At 42.3% G+C, this 17,827-nt stretch carries 13 protein-coding genes and 4 tRNA genes; 5 read left to right on the top strand and 12 right to left on the bottom strand.

Annotated features, from left to right (window positions below; all coding sequences use genetic code 11):
* Nucleotides 1–29 precede the first annotated feature (29 nt).
* Nucleotides 30–1,013 carry a porin gene (locus tag KJA62_RS04510; RefSeq protein WP_213318977.1) on the top strand — a complete coding sequence of 328 codons (984 nt, stop codon included), beginning with the start codon at nucleotides 30–32 and terminating at the stop codon, nucleotides 1,011–1,013.
* On the opposite strand, the gene KJA62_RS04505 is transcribed toward KJA62_RS04510, so the two are convergent.
* Together KJA62_RS04505 and KJA62_RS04500 are read right to left on the bottom strand one after the other, a co-directional pair.
* Nucleotides 1,003–2,961 carry a hypothetical protein gene (locus KJA62_RS04505; RefSeq protein WP_246481917.1) on the bottom strand — a complete coding sequence of 653 codons (1,959 nt, stop codon included), beginning with the start codon at nucleotides 2,959–2,961 and terminating at the stop codon, nucleotides 1,003–1,005. The two genes, KJA62_RS04510 and KJA62_RS04505, sit on opposite strands and share 11 nt — an antisense overlap.
* Nucleotides 2,958–4,907, bottom strand: coding sequence for a hypothetical protein (locus tag KJA62_RS04500; RefSeq protein WP_246481916.1), 1,950 nt, complete (start codon nucleotides 4,905–4,907; stop codon nucleotides 2,958–2,960). Before KJA62_RS04500 ends, KJA62_RS04505 begins: the two co-directional genes overlap by 4 nt.
* A 102-nt stretch (nucleotides 4,908–5,009) precedes the next feature.
* On the opposite strand from KJA62_RS04500, the gene KJA62_RS04495 reads away from it, so the two are divergent.
* Nucleotides 5,010–5,082: transfer RNA gene (locus tag KJA62_RS04495), tRNA-Thr, on the top strand.
* Between the two features lies 1 nt (nucleotide 5,083).
* Here KJA62_RS04495 and KJA62_RS04490 read toward each other — a convergent pair.
* The 4 genes from KJA62_RS04490 to KJA62_RS04475 all read right to left on the bottom strand — a co-directional run bounded on the left by KJA62_RS04490 (nucleotide 5,084) and on the right by KJA62_RS04475 (nucleotide 6,928).
* Entirely contained in the window at nucleotides 5,084–6,151 is a 1,068-nt protein-coding gene (locus tag KJA62_RS04490; RefSeq protein ID WP_213318808.1) for a protein arginine kinase, read from the bottom strand.
* The gene (locus KJA62_RS04485) at nucleotides 6,144–6,650 is read right to left on the bottom strand and encodes a UvrB/UvrC motif-containing protein (protein ID WP_213318807.1); all 507 of its coding nucleotides are present in this window, start codon (nucleotides 6,648–6,650) and stop codon (nucleotides 6,144–6,146) included. The genes KJA62_RS04490 and KJA62_RS04485 overlap by 8 nt, the downstream gene beginning before the upstream one ends.
* Nucleotides 6,651–6,748: 98 nt before the next feature.
* Nucleotides 6,749–6,821 (bottom strand) — tRNA-Lys (locus tag KJA62_RS04480).
* A 32-nt stretch (nucleotides 6,822–6,853) separates the two neighbouring features.
* Nucleotides 6,854–6,928: transfer RNA gene (locus KJA62_RS04475), tRNA-Glu, on the bottom strand.
* Between the two features lie 247 nt (nucleotides 6,929–7,175).
* Between KJA62_RS04475 and KJA62_RS04470 the strand changes: the two genes are divergently transcribed.
* Complete coding sequence (locus KJA62_RS04470) at nucleotides 7,176–8,342, top strand: P-loop NTPase family protein (RefSeq protein WP_213318806.1); 1,167 nt, start codon at nucleotides 7,176–7,178, stop codon at nucleotides 8,340–8,342.
* Between the two features lie 17 nt (nucleotides 8,343–8,359).
* On the opposite strand, the gene frr is transcribed toward KJA62_RS04470, so the two are convergent.
* The 6 genes from frr to KJA62_RS04440 form a co-directional block, all read right to left on the bottom strand.
* Nucleotides 8,360–8,917, bottom strand: a complete 558-nt coding sequence (frr, locus tag KJA62_RS04465; RefSeq protein WP_213318805.1) for a ribosome recycling factor — start codon at nucleotides 8,915–8,917, stop codon at nucleotides 8,360–8,362.
* An 11-nt stretch (nucleotides 8,918–8,928) separates the two neighbouring features.
* Nucleotides 8,929–9,651: a UMP kinase gene (gene pyrH / locus KJA62_RS04460; RefSeq protein ID WP_213318804.1), complete on the bottom strand. Its 723-nt coding sequence runs from the start codon at nucleotides 9,649–9,651 to the stop codon at nucleotides 8,929–8,931.
* Nucleotides 9,652–9,654: 3 nt separating this feature from the next.
* Nucleotides 9,655–10,512, bottom strand: coding sequence for a translation elongation factor Ts (tsf, locus tag KJA62_RS04455; RefSeq protein ID WP_246481898.1), 858 nt, complete (start codon nucleotides 10,510–10,512; stop codon nucleotides 9,655–9,657).
* Nucleotides 10,502–11,320 (bottom strand): 30S ribosomal protein S2, encoded by an 819-nt coding sequence (gene rpsB, locus KJA62_RS04450; protein WP_213318803.1) that lies wholly within the window; start codon nucleotides 11,318–11,320, stop codon nucleotides 10,502–10,504. Before rpsB ends, tsf begins: the two co-directional genes overlap by 11 nt.
* A gap of 82 nt (nucleotides 11,321–11,402) precedes the next feature.
* Nucleotides 11,403–11,473: transfer RNA gene (locus KJA62_RS04445), tRNA-Gly, on the bottom strand.
* 135 nt (nucleotides 11,474–11,608) lie between these two features.
* Nucleotides 11,609–12,799, bottom strand: a complete 1,191-nt coding sequence (locus KJA62_RS04440) for a porin (RefSeq protein WP_213318802.1) — start codon at nucleotides 12,797–12,799, stop codon at nucleotides 11,609–11,611.
* A gap of 460 nt (nucleotides 12,800–13,259) precedes the next feature.
* On the opposite strand from KJA62_RS04440, the gene KJA62_RS04435 reads away from it, so the two are divergent.
* Together KJA62_RS04435 and KJA62_RS04430 are read left to right on the top strand one after the other, a co-directional pair.
* Nucleotides 13,260–16,535, top strand: a complete 3,276-nt coding sequence (locus KJA62_RS04435) for a penicillin-binding transpeptidase domain-containing protein (protein ID WP_213318801.1) — start codon at nucleotides 13,260–13,262, stop codon at nucleotides 16,533–16,535.
* Nucleotides 16,536–16,621: 86 nt separating this feature from the next.
* Nucleotides 16,622–17,635 (top strand): tetratricopeptide repeat protein, encoded by a 1,014-nt coding sequence (locus tag KJA62_RS04430; protein WP_213318800.1) that lies wholly within the window; start codon nucleotides 16,622–16,624, stop codon nucleotides 17,633–17,635.
* The last annotated feature ends 192 nt before the right edge of the window (nucleotides 17,636–17,827 follow it).

Raw genomic sequence — 17,827 nt, 5'->3', positions numbered from 1 at the left:
CTTATGCTAGGGGATAAGTATTCTGGTCAATATACCTTGGCACGCTTAGCCTATTAATAGATGGAGTATTATGGGAAGGAGCTAGCGGAGATCCTTGCGACCCTTGCTCCACTTGGTGCGACGCTCTCTCTTTACGCGCGGGCTTCTTCGGCGACTACGTCTTCAATAGACTCCTTAAAACCGATGTACCCAGCACCTTCGAAGGCATGAGCGCTTCCATCACAACTAATCAGTCAACTGTAAACTCCGCTGAATCCCGCCCTAACGTAGCTTTGCATAAAAATATGACGCAGTCCGAGCTCTATACCAATGCAGGCTACCTCGCTCTCAATATCTGGGATCGTTTTGATGTCTTCTGTACCCTGGGCACCACTAATGCCTACATCAAAGGCTCTTCAGCTGCTTTTAACCTTATCGGACTTATTGGAAAAAGCGGAGCAGCAACAGCAACTGGAGATAGACCTAATGCATCTATAGGTAATGCTTTTGTAGAGCTCTACACGGACGCAGAATTTTCTTGGAGTATCGGCACTAGAGGGGCCCTTTGGGAATGTGGGTGCGCTACACTAGGTGCAGAATTCCAATATGCTCAAGCCAAACCTGAAATCTCTCAAATCAACGTCGTCTCTAACGTCGCTCAATTCTCTATCGCCCACCCTAAAGGTTTCGTCGGGGAAGACGCTAAAATTCCTCTACCCAATAAAACAGTAAGCGGAATTGTTGTCCCAGACCTAACTAAAACTAAGTCTGTCTCAGTAAATTACAGCGAGTGGCAAGTAGGACTGGCTCTAGCTTATAGACTTAACTTTATCTCGCCTTACGTCGGTATCAAGTGGTCTAGAGCTAAAATCGATTTCGATGGCGCTTATATAGCTCAACCTCAATTAGAAGCAGAAAAATTAGACATGTTAACTTGGAACCCCACTTTGTCCGGAGCTGCAGCTGTAGTCGCAGAAGCAGATGTCTTAACCTTAGTATCCGTCACCTTGAATAAATTGAAGTCTAGAGTTTGAAGTATCTCATTTCTACAATAAACTTATCAGCATCAATTAAAGTAGCTCCGGTGACGAATCCTGTAGACTTTCTAGACTTCAATTTATTCAAGGTAACGGATACTTTTTTGAGTACGTCCTGACTTTTATTGTCATTTGTAGCAGTCAAATTATCGCCAGCTAATGTAGGGTTCCAAGTGATGAGGTCTAACTTTTGTGTTTCTAGCTGGGGTTGAGCTATATAAGCGCCATCAAAATCGATTTTAGCTCTAGACCACTTGATGCCGACATAAGGAGAGATAAAGTTGAGTCTGTAAGCCAGAGCTAGCCCTACTTGCCACTCGCTACAATTCACTGATGCAGATTTTGTTTTTGATAAATCTGGGGCAGTAGAACTAGATTTGGTTGGTAAAGGAAGTTTAATGTCTCTTCCAACGAAACCTTTAGGATGGGCGATAGAGAATTGAGCGACGTTGGAGACGACGTTGATTTGGGAGATTTCGGGTTTGGCTTGAGCATATTGGAATTCCGCCCCTAAAGTAGCGCACCCGCATTCCCAGAGAGCGCCTCTAGCCCCGACACTCCAAGAAAACTCTGCGTCGGTATAAAGTTCTACAAAAGCGTTCCCAACAGAAGCGTTTGGAACAGCATTACTGCCCAGAGAATCAGCATCGTTGGCTCCCAAAAGACCCACGAGGTTGAAGGCAGCTGAAGATCCCTTGATGTAGGCATTGGTAGTGCCTAGGGTACAGAAGACATCGAAGCGATCCCAGATATTGAGAGCGAGGTAGCCTGCATTGGTATAAAGCTCAGATTGCGTCATATTTTTGTGTAAAGCTATGTTGGGAAGATCTTCTCCAGTGAAACTGCTTGAAGCAGCATCACTTGCTTGCTTTGACATAAAGAAGGTATTGGGTACATCGGTTTTAAGGAGTCTATTGAAGACGTAGTCGCCGAAGAAGCCCGCGCGTAAAGAGAGCGTGGGCTTCGAGGTTAGGCTTTTCTTGCAGAAAAGCCTAATAGATGTATAAGATCCTCTATTGTATAGAGGGTCTAATCCTTTAACCTTCAATTTATTCAAGGTAACGGATACTTTAGTGAGCACATCTTGCATTGTACTACCAGGAACTGTTCCCGCTCCAGCCAAAGTAGGGTTCCAAGTTAGAAGATTTAATTTAGCAGTTTCTAGTTGAGGCTGGGCAACATAGGCACCATCGAAATCGATTTTAGCTCTAGACCACTTGATACCGACGTAAGGAGAGATAAAGTTGAGTCTATAAGCCAAAGCGAGTCCTACTTGCCACTCACTATAGTTTGCTATCGCAGATTTAGCTTTGGACAGGTCTGAAGGTTTTCCACTACCGGAAAGTGTAGGTAGAGGCAGTTTAGCTAAATCTCCGACGAAGCCTTTAGGATGAGCGATAGAGAATTGAGCAACGTTGGAGACGACGTTGATTTGGGAGATTTCGGGTTTGGCTTGAGCATATTGGAATTCCGCCCCTAAAGTAGCACATCCGCACTCCCAGAGAGCGCCTCTAGCGCCGATACTCCAAGAAAACTCAGCATCTGTGTAGAGTTCTACGAAGGCATTTCCAATAGAAACATTAGGCACGGCTTGTTCAGCTGTGCTAGCGCTAGTATCTCCAATTAATCCAATTAGATTAAAAGCAGCCGAAGATCCTTTGATGTAAGCGTTAGTGGTACCTAGGGTACAGAAGACATCGAAGCGATCCCAGATATTGAGAGCGAGGTAGCCTGCATTGGTATAGAGCTCAGATTGTGTCATATTTTTATGCAAGGCTACGTTCTCTCTTGGTGTAGAGGTTGTGGAAGCTGTGGTATCTGTATTTTGGGTAGACATATTGAAGGTATTGGGTACATCGGTTTTAAGGAGTCTATTGAAGACGTAGTCGCCGAAGAAGCCCGCGCGTAAAGAGAGAGCGTGGGCTTCGAGGCTAGGCTTTTCTATAAGAAAAGCCTAATAGATGTATAAGACCCTCTATTGTATAGAGGGTCTAACCCTTTAGATTTTCTAGACTTCAATTTATTCAAGGTGACGGATACTTGAGTTAATACATCTTCGTCAGCAGCTCCAGTTGCCTTTGTTCCAAAGAGAGTAGGATTCCAAGTCTGCATGTCTAATTTTTCCTCAGCTTCTGTTAGTTGAGGTTGGGCGATATAAGCGCCATCGAAGTCGATTTTAGCTCTGGACCACTTGATACCGACATAAGGCGAGATGAAGTTAAGTCTATAAGCTAGAGCCAGTCCTATTTGCCATTCGTTATAATTTGCTGATAAAGATTTTGTTTTACTCATGTCTGGAGATTTTTCTGTAGTCAGGTAGGGAAGGGGAAGTTTAGCGTCTTCTCCGATGAAACCTTTGGGATGAGCGATAGAGAACTGAGCGACGTTAGAGACGACATTGATCTGGGAGATTTCGGGTTTGGCTTGAGCATATTGGAATTCCGCCCCTAAAGTAGCACACCCGCACTCCCAGAGAGCGCCTCTAGCGCCGATACTCCAAGAGAATTCAGCATCTGTGTAGAGCTCTACAAAAGCATTAGCAATGTTTGCATTAGGCCTAGTTTTGCTGGCATCAAGAGCATTGCCGGGATCAGCAGCTTTCCCTATGAGTCCAATAAGGTTAAAAGCAGCTGAAGAGCCTTTGATGTAGGCATTAGTGGTGCCCAGGGTACAGAAGACATCAAAACGATCCCAGATATTGAGAGCGAGGTAGCCTGCATTGGTATAGAGCTCGGACTGCGTCATATTTTTGTGTGTAGCTATATTTGCTCTGGAGACGGGAGTAGTAGCATTAGAAACAGTGCCCCCAGACACCATAGCAGCCATTCCTTGGAATTGGGCAGGCACATCGGTTTTAAGGAGTCTATTGAAGACGTAGTCGCCGAAGAAGCCCGCGCGTAAAGAGAGCGTGGGCTTCGAGGTTAGGCTTTTCTTGCAGAAAAGCCTAATAGATGTATAAGATCCTCTATTGTATAGAGGGTCTAATCCTTTAACCTTCAATTTATTCAAGGTGACGGATACGTCTCCTAAAACATCTTTATTTGCAGCTATAGATGCAGCAACTCCGCCAAGAGTAGGATTCCAAGTAACTAAGTCCAATATTTTTGCAGGCAATTCGGGTTGAGCGATATAAGCGCCATCGAAGTCGATTTTAGCTCTGGACCATTTGATACCGACGTAAGGAGAGATAAAGTTGAGTCTATAAGCTAAAGCCAATCCTACTTGCCACTCGTTATAGTCTGCCGTTAAGGATTTCGCTTTAGTTTTGTCAGATGTCAGCGGCAATTTAGCTAGATCTCCAACGAAGCCTTTAGGGTGGGCGATAGAGAATTGAGCGACGTTAGAGACGACATTGATTTGAGAGATTTCGGGTTTCGCTTGAGCGTATTGAAATTCAGCACCTAGTGTAGCGCACCCGCATTCCCAAAGAGCACCTCTAGCTCCGATACTCCAAGAAAACTCTGCGTCAGTGTAAAGCTCTACAAAGGCATTTCCGATGGAAACGTTGGGTAAATTTGTGCCATTGGCTTGTGCACCTAATAATCCTATAAGGTTGAAGGCATTAGAAGATCCTTTGATATAGGCGTTAGTGGTGCCTAGGGTACAGAAGACATCGAAGCGATCCCAGATGTTAAGAGCAAGGTAGCCTGCATTGGTATAAAGCTCAGATCGCGTCATGTTTTTGTGAAGAGCTACATTTTCTCTAGGTTTTGAAGAAGTTAGAGTTTCTTCTCCACTGGCTAAATCCGTATTGCTATTTGCATTCGTAGGCTGAATAGCCATCTTGAAAGTATTGGGTACATCGGTTTTAAGGAGTCTATTGAAGACGTAGTCGCCGAAGAAGCCCGCGCGTAAAGAGAGAGCGTGGGCTTCGAGGCTAGGCTTTTCTATAAGAAAAGCCTAATAGATGTATAACCCCCTCTATTGTGTAAGGGGCTACAGAAGCATCATTTCCTTGCCAACAAGATAATTAGATTTTATGATTACTCGCAAGCCCGAATAGCTCAGTTGGTAGAGCAACGCATTCGTAACGCGTAGGTCGTCGGTTCAAGCCCGGCTTTGGGCATTTACGCAAGGGTGAGGCCGTTTACAAAGGTTTTTATGTAATCGGCTCTTATTTTGGGGATGTCCTCATATTTCACTTCGGGAAGGTTTTGGAAGTCTTTGTAGAGGGTTAAATGGGCTCTTCTAACAGTCCAGAACAAAGGAATCCAAGAAGTTTTGGAGCTTCTAATTTTTCCTAAATCGATACCCAGTTGTATCCAGCTTAAAGCATTTAAAGTTTCCTCCAGCTCTAAGAGAACAGAATGTTTAAGTAATCCTATAGAGCGAGATAAGGTATCTGATAGGGCTTCATTATGTTCACTAAGTAATTTTTTTCTGGCCGTTGCCTCTGCTACAGAAAGTTTAGATGCCCATAGACGGATCGAAGAAAGGATATTTTCTTCTGTTAATCCAAGGGTGTAAAGGTTTGAAATGGTTACAATATTTCCAGGGAAAGGCTTCGTTCCTTGAAGAAAGCTCTCGAAAGAGATTTCGGAATTTTCATCGAGAAAAGGCTCGGAATTTTTTGTGTATAAAAGAGCTGGTAGGTGAAGGTAGGCTTTATAAGAAAAAGCTGTTCCGCAACGTTCCGGGTCAGCTGTGAGAAAGCCAAAATTGTTGGAAAAAGCAAAAGATAGTTTTTTTTGTAAGGACGTCTCTAGGGATACTAATTTGTTCCAACTCGTTTCCGGATCCGTGGAAAAATCTATAAGATACAGAAACAAGTGATCATCAAAATTGATGCCTGCTAAGGCGTTTTCTGTAGGGGAAGTTACGAAGGCTTGTCCCTCTGAATATTCTTGGTTATCGTGGGGACAGAGGAAATGCTCGTGTAAGAACTCCTTATATTTTGGAGCGGTTTCCTTCGCAGAAATCGTTTGGGCTCTTCCTAGTGTAGTAGTGTCTTGGATGGCAGAGGATACTAATTTTAGGATATCGCAACGCTGTTCTTTGTCCAGATTGTGGGGAAAAGAGAAAGAAGACAAGTTTCTGGATAAAGAAAGAGTTGAAGCAAACCAAATAGGATTGTAAGTTTGTATTTGTTTTTGCTGTAAGAATTCTTGAAAAGTTGTTGTATTACAATCACTCATGGGAATTTTGGTTTTTTATTTGATTGATTTGATCTCTTAAGAGAGCAGCTTGTTCATAATCCTCTTTTTCTAAAGTGTCTTTTAACGCTTCGTTAAGTGCTATCAATTTAATCATTGGGCTAGTGATAAAAGCTTGACCAGGCTTTCTTCCTGGATGAAGAGTTTCTAGATGCTCTTTTTGGAAAAAAGGAGACATAGTTTTGGTGAAACGAGCCGTCAAAGCGCTTTTAAAATTTTCGTAGCACTGAGGACATCCCATTAACAATTTTTGTGCATTTTGATTCCATGTAGTTCCGCAGTTTCCACATTCAAGATGGATTTTGGGACTGTCACGATTTTCCTGAGATTGTAATTGATGTGTTCGGTAATGACCTGGAGAAGGACAGTCAGCACACACGTAAGAGCGCACCGTTTTTTCTTTATCTACGATTGTAAAACAGCGTGTAGCAGTATTTTGACAGAGATAACATTTCGGGGGGTTAGCAGCACCTGTATCCATAAGATCCTTCGAGAGCAGACCACTTTCCGGATTCTACTCATGAAGGTGAAAAAAAACAATCTACAGGATTCTTTTTTGAAACGAAGAAAAAAGATGTTTGGGTCTTGAAGGATTTGAACCTTCGACCCCCTCATTAAAAGTGAGGTGCTCTAACCGCTGAGCTAAAGACCCGAACACACTCCTCGTAAACAGAACGACTGTGTTGACCCCAAGGGGATTCGAACCCCTGTTACCGGAATGAAAATCCGATGTCCTGGGCCAGGCTAGACGATGGGGCCAGTACCAGACTGAAACAAGGAGGGATTCTACTTGTTTTCCCTCTTTAGGGCAAACATTTCTATTTATTTACGAGAAATATTTTTTCTGTTAAAAGATTTTTTTCTTGTTTTCAAGAAAAGTTTGCGTAGACCTTTATTCAACAGAAAGATTTTTTGTTGCTGGGCGTGGGTGCTTTGTCTGGTGTCCTGCGGTGGGTCCTTTTTTAGTTTCAGAGATTCAATGATAAATGTACATCACATACACAACATGGGAGTCAGCAGCGAACCACTTTCGGAAGGATCTCCTCCAACGAAGAAAGTATTGTCGTCCCTGGTTGTTCCCTCAGTTGCTATGGCATCCATATTGTCTGTGGTGTCTATCGTTGTTATGATACTAGGTTTTCTTGGCGTTATTCCTTGCCTTCCGGGTCTAGTCATGGCTTCCACAGGGTTTGTATCTTCGGTTTCGTTTGTTGTTTTATTTTTTGTCTTATCTAAAGACATTGTGCGTCTAGAACATCTTGAAGTTGCTCAGGAACAAGATGAATTTCAGAATTTTTTGGAACTGGTGAAGAACGAACATGTGGATTTCAAGAGTCCTTATTTGACGAAGTATTTTGCTAATAAGATGCAGATTAAAGATGCTTTGTCAGGGGTTTTCATTGGAGTATGGGCACAGAATCTCATTGGAAGAGTTCAGATTCCTCAATATCCAATTTCCACTCTTCAAGATAGGTTAGAGAGAGAATTCTTTTTAGTATTGCTTTCGTATTGTACTACGGCTGAAATTAAAGATTGGGCTTCTATTTTCTGCGAGGCATCTCCGGGTGAAGAGGAGAGCAGTTATGAAGAGTTTTTAGATCAGCGTAATTACCTTTGTGCTAACGACTCTTTTGAATCTTTTTTCTTGGAATTAGAAGATTGGCTTCGGGCGGTGTATCCAGAAGCCTTATTGATATACAAGCAGGAATTTCATAAGGAGTGTAGAGTTGTTCGATTTGTCCAGTATGTAAAAAAATTGGGGAAGGAAAAGCCTTCGTTATTGTTTACTTATCCCAGGTTTCTTTCTAGCGTTGAAATTTTCAAAGGTCGGCAAGCCAGAATGCTAGCTTCTTTGCCTTTGGAGTTTGATTTACGGGTGTTAAAGACTCTGATGATGCGATGGGAAGAATTTTACACACTTTGTTTGTCCTGGCACTCGTACGCCAAGCTAAGCAAAGCTCTATATCCGGGCTTTGAAGTATCTCAAGAAAACTGGATGAGATTTGTTTTAAACTTTTCTGAAATCCAGAGCAGCATGCCTTTCTTAAGAAGGTATGCAGAGCTCTTCGACATCAGATCTGAAGAAATCCTAGAATCATATGACGGATCGCCAGGGCTTCCCATTAGGGACGGAAAAGATCTTTTTTTGGAGGAGGACACCAGTTTGTGGTAAAAAGCCCAAGATAAAGACTAAATAGTCATCAAATCCGTTTCTTTGGCTTTGACAACACTATCTATTACTTTGCAATAGGAATTGGTCGAGTCCTGGATTTTTTTTTCAGCATTTTCTAGTTCATCCTCTCCGACACCGGTGACCGCCTTGACAGCAGTATTAGCGTCTCTACGAATATTTCTTACAGCGATTTTGGCATCTTCTCCTTTGCGTCGGACGAGCTTAATCATACTCTCTCGAAAAGAAGCACTGATCTCCGGAATAATTACTCGGATGGTGGAACCCTCAGCTTGAGGATTTAGGTTAATATTCGCAGCTAAAATCCCTTTACAGATAGCAGAGGTATTATTTGCATCAAACGGGGAAATAAGGATACTCCTCGCGTCAGGGATAGAAATAATCGCCAGCTCTTTGATAGGCATGGTAGTCCCATAAGCTTCCACAGAAACATTTTCAACCAGCCCTGGGCTAGCCCTTCCTGCATGCGTTGCCGCAATATCTTGACGAAACTCTTCAACTAGAGACTCCATTTTTTTGTCTGCTTCTGAAACTAGGAATGTTAGGGAAAAAGACACCTCGACCTCTCTTATTCTTCCTTACAAATCAAAGAACCAATGGAATCGTCCAAAAGAGCGTTCTCTAGGGAATATCTGCTTAAACAAAAAACCCGGATAGGAACATTACCGTCCCTGCAAAGAGTCACTGCTGAAGCATCCATAGCTCCTAATTGTTTCGTCAAAAACTCCCGATAAGAAATCCTATCGTACCTAATAGCATCGTCAAACTTTCTCGGATCCTTATCGTACACCCCATCCACATGCATAGTAGCTTTCAAGAGTAGATCTACCCTGAGTTCGCAAGCCCTTAAGGCAGCTGCCGTATCCGTTGTTAAATAGGGAGTCCCGGCTCCGGTCGTGCAAATAACTATCTTTTCACTGGTTAGAGCATCCAATGCTTTCTCTGGGTTGTATAAGTCTGCGACTTGAGGACAAGAAAGTGTAGAAGTAAGTAAGCAGGAGATACCCTCAGCCTTCAAAGCATCAGCCAAAGCCATCCCGTTGATCAAAGTAGCTAACATGCCCATCTGATCGGCAGAAACTCTGTTGATTTGTAGTTCTTTTTCCTTTTCTAGCCCTCTGAGAATGTTGCCTCCGCCGATAACAACGATAGTCTGGACCCCAAGATTCTTTACTCGACGAAGTTCTCCAACCATAGCGGACAAGCGAACCTCATCTAAACCACCCCCAGATTCTTTTGCTAAAGATTCCCCAGAAATCTTGAAAAGGACTCGTTTTGGCAGAGAAGACATTATTTAAGCTCCTATTTTCCAGTTTGAAAAATAAGTCAACGTTAAAGAGACTCCATTAGCTTTTCCTTGCTCTTCAAGCAATTGCCCCACGGTTTTGTCTGGGTCTTTTACGAAAGGTTGCTCTAGAAGACAAACTTCTTTGTAAAAACTAGATAGCTTTCCTTCGACAATCTTATCGACAACAGATTGAGGCTTCCCTTGAATTTGAGAAATTATTACCTCTTTCTCTCTCTCAATAATCTCAGAAGGAATATCCTCTTTACATATATAGTCTGGAGAAGAAGCTACCACGTGCATGGCAATATCTTTCGCCAAAGCGTCACATTTGTCACAACCCTCTATGACGACCACGGCAACATTTTTTCCATTCCCATGAGAATAAATACCACAACTCTCTTTGCCGTTTTTGCCCGAAGAGCGGAAAGCAATCTTATTAATTCGAATATTTTCCCCAACCGTCTGCATTACAACAGCTCTTTGTTGGTCAACAGTTACAGAAGGGTCTTCGGGATAGGGAAGAGCCAAAAACTTTTCCAAGTCATCACTAGCGAAGGCGTGCAGAGCCCCGACTAAATTCTTCACAAAGCCTTTAAAGACGTCATTGCTAGCGACGAAATCAGTTTCCACATTAACTTCGATAAGAGAAAAGCCCTTGCCATCGGCCCAAGCACCAATTAGCCCTTCTTTAGTTTCTCTGCTTTCCTTCTTTCCAGCGGAAGCCAACCCCAACTTTCGTAAGTAAAGGACAGCTTTCTCAAGATCGCCTTCAGACGCTTCTAACGCCTCCTTACATTTCGTAAGACCAACCCCAGTTTGAGCTCTGAGAGTCTTAATGTCCTCCATAGAAGTATTAGCTTTCATTCTCTCGACCCCCATCATCAAATTTCATAGATAACATCTGCTCTGCAGTTGAGGAATGCGCGCTAGAAATATTAGAAGCCGCTAAAGACTCTTCTGGTGGGGAAATAGCTATGCCCAGTCGGGTTTTTTCAGCCACAACCGCATCTCTGACCACGTTCACAACCAGCTTTATGCTCTTTAAGGAGTCATCATTACAAGGAATAATATGATCAATGGGCGTGGGATCACAGTTGGTATCTACTAGCGCCAAAACAGGAATGCCCAATTTTTTCGCTTCAGCCACGGCAATCCTTTCGTAACTAGGATCAACAACAACCAATAGTCCAGGGAGTTGCTTCATAAACCGGACGCCAGAAAGGTTTCTGTCCAACTTAGCCCTTTTCTTCGCCAGCAAAGACAACTCCTTTTTGGTTAGGTAATCTTGGCCAGCGACTAACTCGTGTTCTGTTTTTTCTAAGGTTTTTACAGATTGGCGAATAGTGCTCATATTGGTCAACATTCCGCCCAACCATCTTTCACAAACGTAAAACTCTCCCGACGCCTCAGCAGCCTCACGAACGACACCCTTAGCTTGCTTCTTTGTTCCAACAAAAAGTATAGACTTATGCTCTCCAACAACTTTCTTTACACAAGGAACAGCTTCGCGAATCTTTTGTAAAGTTTTTGCCAAATTGATTATGTACAGCCCATTCCTTTCCTCAAAAATGAACCGCTTCATCTTGGGGTTCCAGCGCCTTTTTTGGTGCCCGAAATGAGCGCCGGCTTCAATGAGCTCTTTAATTGTGATAGGAAGATTTTGTGATTCCAAGCTTTGTTCCTCTATTTGTAAAAATATGTTAACAGGGCATCCCAAAAAGAAGTCCGGGATTTCAGCCTTGGCAGTTTAGAATAGCGCCCGATCAGAATCGAACTGACACCGGTAGCTTGGAAGGCTACAGCTCTACCATTGAGCTACGGGCGCAGACAAGAGGGGAAGTTTATCTAATTTAGAGTTTTTTGACAAGATGTAGTTGAGAGAAAATGCAATTAAAAAGAAATCGGAATCAGGGGAACCCTGATTCCGATAACAAAAACCTTCGATAACTTCTAAATTAAACTAGAAGCGGAATTGGCCGTTAACGTGTACGGCTTTTTCATCTATGAAGCGTCCTTCAACAGTTACTGCAAACTTATCAGCATCAATTAAAGTAGCTCCGGTGACGAATCCTGTAGACTTTCTAGACTTCAATTTATTCAAGGTGACGGATACTTGAGTTAATACATCTTCGTCAGCAGCTCCAGTTGCCTTTGTTCCAAAGAGAGTAGGATTCCAAGTCTGCATGTCTAATTTTTCCTCAGCTTCTGTTAGTTGAGGTTGGGCGATATAAGCGCCATCGAAGTCGATTTTAGCTCTGGACCACTTGATACCGACATAAGGCGAGATGAAGTTAAGTCTATAAGCTAGAGCCAGTCCTATTTGCCATTCGTTATAATTTGCTGATAAAGATTTTGTTTTACTCATGTCTGGAGATTTTTCTGTAGTCAGGTAGGGAAGGGGAAGTTTAGCGTCTTCTCCGATGAAACCTTTGGGATGAGCGATAGAGAACTGAGCGACGTTAGAGACGACATTGATCTGGGAGATTTCGGGTTTGGCTTGAGCATATTGGAATTCCGCCCCTAAAGTAGCACACCCGCACTCCCAGAGAGCGCCTCTAGCGCCGATACTCCAAGAGAATTCAGCATCTGTGTAGAGCTCTACAAAAGCATTAGCAATGTTTGCATTAGGCCTAGTTTTGCTGGCATCAAGAGCATTGCCGGGATCAGCAGCTTTCCCTATGAGTCCAATAAGGTTAAAAGCAGCTGAAGAGCCTTTGATGTAGGCATTAGTGGTGCCCAGGGTACAGAAGACATCAAAACGATCCCAGATATTGAGAGCGAGGTAGCCTGCATTGGTATAGAGCTCGGACTGCGTCATATTTTTGTGTGTAGCTATATTTGCTCTGGAGACGGGAGTAGTAGCATTAGAAACAGTGCCCCCAGACACCATAGCAGCCATTCCTTGGAATTGGGCAGGCACATCGGTTTTAAGGAGTCTATTGAAGACGTAGTCGCCGAAGAAGCCCGCGCGTAAAGAGAGAGCGTCGCACCAAGTGGAGCAAGGGTCGCAAGGATCTCCGCTAGCTCCTTCCCATAATACTCCATCTATTAATAGGCTGGGTTCACCAGGGTTCCCTACAGGCAAACCGAGGGAGGTGGCGCCGGAGCCCAAGACTGCGGCAAACAATACCGACTTGAAGAGTTTTTTCATACTTACCTCTGAAGATTTTTGCTAATATTTCGTTGTTCGATGCTCGCTATTCTTGTTTTGCTCCGGCTAATGCGTTTCGGTAGTATGCCGAGAAATCGTCGATCTAGTTGAAAATCATCCCCGTACGTTCGTTTCGGAGGGAATAACAACCTTATCGCATGAACACCAAGCGTATTAGTCGCAAACATAGCAAACTTTTCTCTTTATAGTAAAGATGTGACGCCAAAATTATTTGGTTTTTTTTGAAAATCCTGTCGAATTTTTTTGGAATTTTCGATCGTTTTTTTTCTGGTTTTTATCTCGAAATCTTTTGTAAAGTTCTCGCTGTCAAACCTTTATAGGTTTGACAGCGAAGAATGGGAATTTTTTTTTGCACTTCTGCTTTTTGTTAATAAAAAATTTTAGAAATGAATAAATTTAGGGCTTTTATTACTGTGCATGAAATGCGTTTGTACAAATTATGAAGCGGCGAAGTAGGCCATCACCATCTGTTTCAGAAAAAGCTAACAGATTACTTTCGGGAATATTGATAGTATTTGCTGTCATAGTATTCCGTTTGTGGCATCTTGCTGTAGTTGAGCATGATGTGAAGACTGAGGAAGCTTATAAGCCTCAAAAAAGAGTGCTTCCTCTTCAAGCTGATAGAGCAACTGTATGTGATCGGTTTGGAACAGTTTTAGCTACTAATAAAGTGCAATACAACGTGAGCGTTTCTTATGGTGGAATTAAGGAGCTCCCTATAGGTGCTTGGCGCTTAGATTCCAAAGGGAAAAAAGTGCGAATTCCTGTTAGAAAGGAATACATAACTAGGCTGGCAGCTCTACTAGCAGATGAGCTGCACCTTGATAGAGAGCATATAGAAGATCTCATTCACTCGAAAGCTTCTGTTTTGGGGAATATCCCATTTCTAATCAAGTCCAATATTTCGGAACGCTCCTACTTGCGATTTAAGATGTTAGAAAAAGATTGGCCGGGGCTACATGCTGAGAGGGTGGCTTCTAGACATTACCCGTTAGGGAAGACTGCCGCAGATTTAATAGGATATATAGGTCCTATTAGTTCTTCGGAATATAGGCATATAACAGAGGAATTAGCAAAGTTGCGTGAATGCCTTCGTGCGTATGAGGACGGAGAGGAGCCTGCATTTCCAAAGGGATGTTCAAGTGTGGATGAAGTGGCTTCTAAACTTCGTCAGTTGGAGGGGAATGCTTATGACGTCAACGCTCTGGTCGGGAAGATGGGTATAGAGGCCTTTTATGATTCAAAATTAAGAGGTTCATATGGGAAAAAGGCTTATCTTGTCGATCGTAGAGGAAATTTTATTCGTGAGCTTCCCCAAGAAAGTTGCGAAACGGTTCCAGGCAAGAAATTAACTTTGACTATTTCTTCTGAATTGCAAGCATTTGCAGATGAATTATTGCTAGAACATGAGCGCAACGAGATGTTGCGATCAGTAAGTTCTTTGAGGAAACAAAAAAAACTCCCCCCGTTATTTCCTTGGATAAAAGGAGGAGCTATTGTGGCTCTTGATCCCAACAGCGGGGAAATTTTAGCTATGGCTTCATCTCCTCGATGTGACTTAAATGATTTTATAAATCTACGATCTTCTTCAGATATTGAAGGAGAAGAAATGAAATCGTCTGTATGTCGATGGTTAGAAAATTCTTTGCATATTTCAGAGCTTAGAGATTTCAAAACCTCTCTTCAAAGGGAGCGTAGAGATGTTCTGAAAAATGAGCAATACTTTGAGGAAACTTTTCTTTCTCTAAGATATTACTTAGATTTTATTCTTCCCGAAGCTTCTTTAGTAAAGAAAGTTTTTTGTGATAATGCCACTATCGAGCGAGCTATCGATATCCAATTCTTTATAGAAGCGCTTATGAGTATCTTTTCCGAAAGTGGATTACATTCAGCTTCGGCTGTTTTCGATGCCATATACACGGAAGAAGAAGGGAACGTCTTATCTGGTGAAGTGGTTTCTCTTTCTGATCAAAAGGATCTTAAAAATTGCCTTTTGGATAATAGGGAGAAAATAGAGGAGCTAAAGGATTCTTTAGCACCATTTTTCAAAGAGCTGTCAGCTAATTACGACAAGATTCTTTTAGCTGATTTGTTTCGGTTGTGTGTAGAGCCCAAAAGATTCGCAGGAATTTCTCAAGAATGTTTACAAAGGGTGTCTCTATTTTCTTTTTCAGAGATGGAGGGAAGGTACATAGCGCTCAAGAGTGCTTTTGAAAAGCTAATGGAGGATGTTTTTGTAGAAACGCATTTTAGAGAATGGCGATGCAAGAATTTTTCTGCATTGCTTGTTCAAAAGAGAGAGCAAGAACGAGTAAGAAAACAAAGGTTCCCCACACCTTATATTGATTACTTAGACGTGGAGAAGAGGCTTTTGTTTCAAAAGTTTGTCGATCAGCATATGACAAGGTTGATGCTGTTTTTGTTGACAGGAGAGCAGAAGAACATTTCTTCGGAGATCGAGCCATTTGTTCTTGCTATGGGAGCATGGAGGGAAGAGCTAGAAAAGGGGGCGCACATGGCTTTGCCTTGGCGAGATCACTATCTCTTTTTGAAAAATTGTTTGAGTGATATTTCCTCAGAGGATATTGGACTTTTTTTAGCTGCTTTTCGCTCTTTTTCAGATCTTCGCAGACCTTTGTTGGGAAAATACCCAGTTTCTCTTCTCAAGAATAAAGAACCTACGGAGCAAGATCTATTTGCTCTATGTTATCCGACATACGGTTTTGGATATTTGAGGTCGCATGCGTTTAGACAGGCAACTACTCTGGGGTCTATATTCAAATTGGTTTCTGCTTATTCTGTTCTCTTTCAAAGAGTTCTTGAAGGGGTGTCTGATCAACAAGATTTAACAAGGCTATTGATTTTAGTAGATAAGAATAGTGAAGGATTTCGGGCTAAAAAATCTCACATAGGTTTTTTCCCTGACGGTTCTCCTGTTCCCAATTTTTATCGAGGAGGAGTTCTTCCTGGCAACGATTATTCTGGACGAGGTTCTATGGATTTGATTAAAGCTTTAGAAATGTCTAGTAACCCCTATTTTTCTCTCATGGTAGGGGATTTTTTGGAAGACCCTGAAGATTTATGTGCAGCAGCGAGCTTGTTCGGTTTTGGCGAATCTTCAGGTTTAGATTTGCCTGGGGAATTTGCCGGATATATTCCCAGAGATACTTCTTATAATCGGTCAGGATTGTACGCAATGGCCATAGGTCAGCACACGTTGACAGTTACTCCTTTGCAGACAGCTGTGATGATGGCGTCTCTTGTAAACGGAGGAAAATTATTTGTCCCGCACTTGTTGATGGGAGAATGGGATGGGGGTGCGTACATTCCTGCAAGAAGCTTTGTTAGAAGAGAAATTTTTATGCCTGATGAACTTGCTGTTTTATTCAAGAAGGGGATGCAAAATGTTATTTGGGGGAAGTATGGCACCGCAAGATCAGTGAGGGGTCTTTTCCCTAAAGATTTTCTTCTTAGGGTGATAGGAAAAACCAGTACGGCAGAATCTTTAGTTAGAACAGGATTAGATCGGGAGCATGGGTTAATGAAGATGAAGCATGTTTGGTTTGGTGCTGTAGGGTTTAAAGATGAAGAGCTTCAAAATCCAGATATTGTGGTTATTGTGTATTTGCGACTAGGAGAGTTTGGTAAGGACGCGGCTCCTATGGCTTTGAAAATGATTGATAAATGGGAAAAAATTAGATCAGCTCAGAAGTAATTCTATTAAATCTTTAAAAAAATCGTTTTTGGCACGGTAATTGCTTTCTCCAGAAGTGAAAAGCTTTTTGAAGGAGAAACACTGTCATGGACGAATTGTCAAAATCCCAGCTGGCAAAAGAATATTTATGTTCGGGAATTAATTTATTTTTGAGTGGGGAGTACTCCCAGTCTGAAGAGAGGTTAAAAGAAGTTCTTTCCTTAGATTCAGAGTCTGCTTTGGCATATTGCTACCTGGGGATTATTTGTCTAGAAACAGGGCGAGCAGAGGAGGCTTTAAAGTGGTGTTCTCTTGGGTTAGAGTTTGATCCTTGCGACAGTTATCTTCGCTACTGTTATGGGGTGGCTTTGGATAGAAATAATCGTCTAGAGGAGGCTGTTGAACAGTACCACATGTATATAGATCTGCATCCTGAGGATTCCGAATGTTGGTTTAGTTTGGGGAGTGCTTACCATAAGCTGAAGGATTACGGGAAAGCTATGGACTGCTTTGACAAAATTTTAGCTGTCGATCCCTGGAATCCTCAAAGTCTTTACAACAAGGCTGTAATTCTATCAGATATGGACAGGGAAGAAGAGGCGGTTAGAGTTTTAGAAACGACAGTGAAAAAGAACCCGCTATACTGGAAGGGATGGATCAAATTAGGGTATTTATTATCCAAGGGCAAGGAGTGGATACGAGCTGCTGAAGCTTACGAGAGGGTGGTTCGTTTGCGCCCGGATTTGGCAGATGGTCATTATAATCTGGGATTGTGTTATTTGACTCTGGACAAAACAAAGTTAGCTTTAAAAGCTTTTCGAGAAGCCTTACATCTCAACGAGGAAGACGCTGACGCGCATTTTTATGTGGGATTGTCTTATATGGATTTGAAACAAGATAGGCATGCTTTTGATGCCTTCAACAAGGCTTTGGCTATCAATCTGGATCACGAAAGAGCCCATTATTTATTGGGGTACTTATATCATATGAAAGGAGATGCTGAGAAGGCGCTCAAAGAATTGGCTTTTCTTTCTTCAAAAGAATCTCAATTTGCGCCTTTACTAGAGAAGGCTGTAACGACTGGTTCTTTTCCACTTCCTCTGGGTAAAAAGGTGCTTTAGGAATTATTTTTTTATTTGTTGGAAGAATAATTTTCGTAAAAAATGGTTGTGTGATATAAGTTCACCGTCGCCTCTTTAGGGGGTTTCCTTGGAGAGGTTGAATCTTGACTTCATGAGGGTTTAACCCTTGTCTTTTGAAGCCCAGAGCGCTTTCCGCGCCCTGGGCTTTCTTTGTTTATTCCAAAAACTACT

Origin of the sequence: Chlamydiifrater volucris (assembly GCF_902806995.1) — a bacterium.
Lineage (GTDB): Bacteria > Chlamydiota > Chlamydiia > Chlamydiales > Chlamydiaceae > Chlamydiifrater > Chlamydiifrater volucris.
This window is presented reverse-complemented; position numbering and strand designations above follow the sequence as displayed.

Bases quoted from the DNA above. Each gene is read 5' to 3' on its own strand.
- KJA62_RS04490 (WP_213318808.1), bottom strand. From the start codon at position 6,151: ATGAGTGATTGTAATACAACAACTTTTCAAGAATTCTTACAGCAAAAA.
- KJA62_RS04470 (WP_213318806.1), top strand. From the start codon at position 7,176: ATGGGAGTCAGCAGCGAACCACTTTCGGAAGGATCTCCTCCAACGAAG.
- KJA62_RS04485 (WP_213318807.1), bottom strand. From the start codon at position 6,650: ATGGATACAGGTGCTGCTAACCCCCCGAAATGTTATCTCTGTCAAAAT.
- pyrH (WP_213318804.1), bottom strand. From the start codon at position 9,651: ATGTCTTCTCTGCCAAAACGAGTCCTTTTCAAGATTTCTGGGGAATCT.
- KJA62_RS04430 (WP_213318800.1), top strand. From the start codon at position 16,622: ATGGACGAATTGTCAAAATCCCAGCTGGCAAAAGAATATTTATGTTCG.
- tsf (WP_246481898.1), bottom strand. From the start codon at position 10,512: ATGAAAGCTAATACTTCTATGGAGGACATTAAGACTCTCAGAGCTCAA.
- KJA62_RS04440 (WP_213318802.1), bottom strand. From the start codon at position 12,799: ATGAAAAAACTCTTCAAGTCGGTATTGTTTGCCGCAGTCTTGGGCTCC.
- KJA62_RS04435 (WP_213318801.1), top strand. From the start codon at position 13,260: ATGAAGCGGCGAAGTAGGCCATCACCATCTGTTTCAGAAAAAGCTAAC.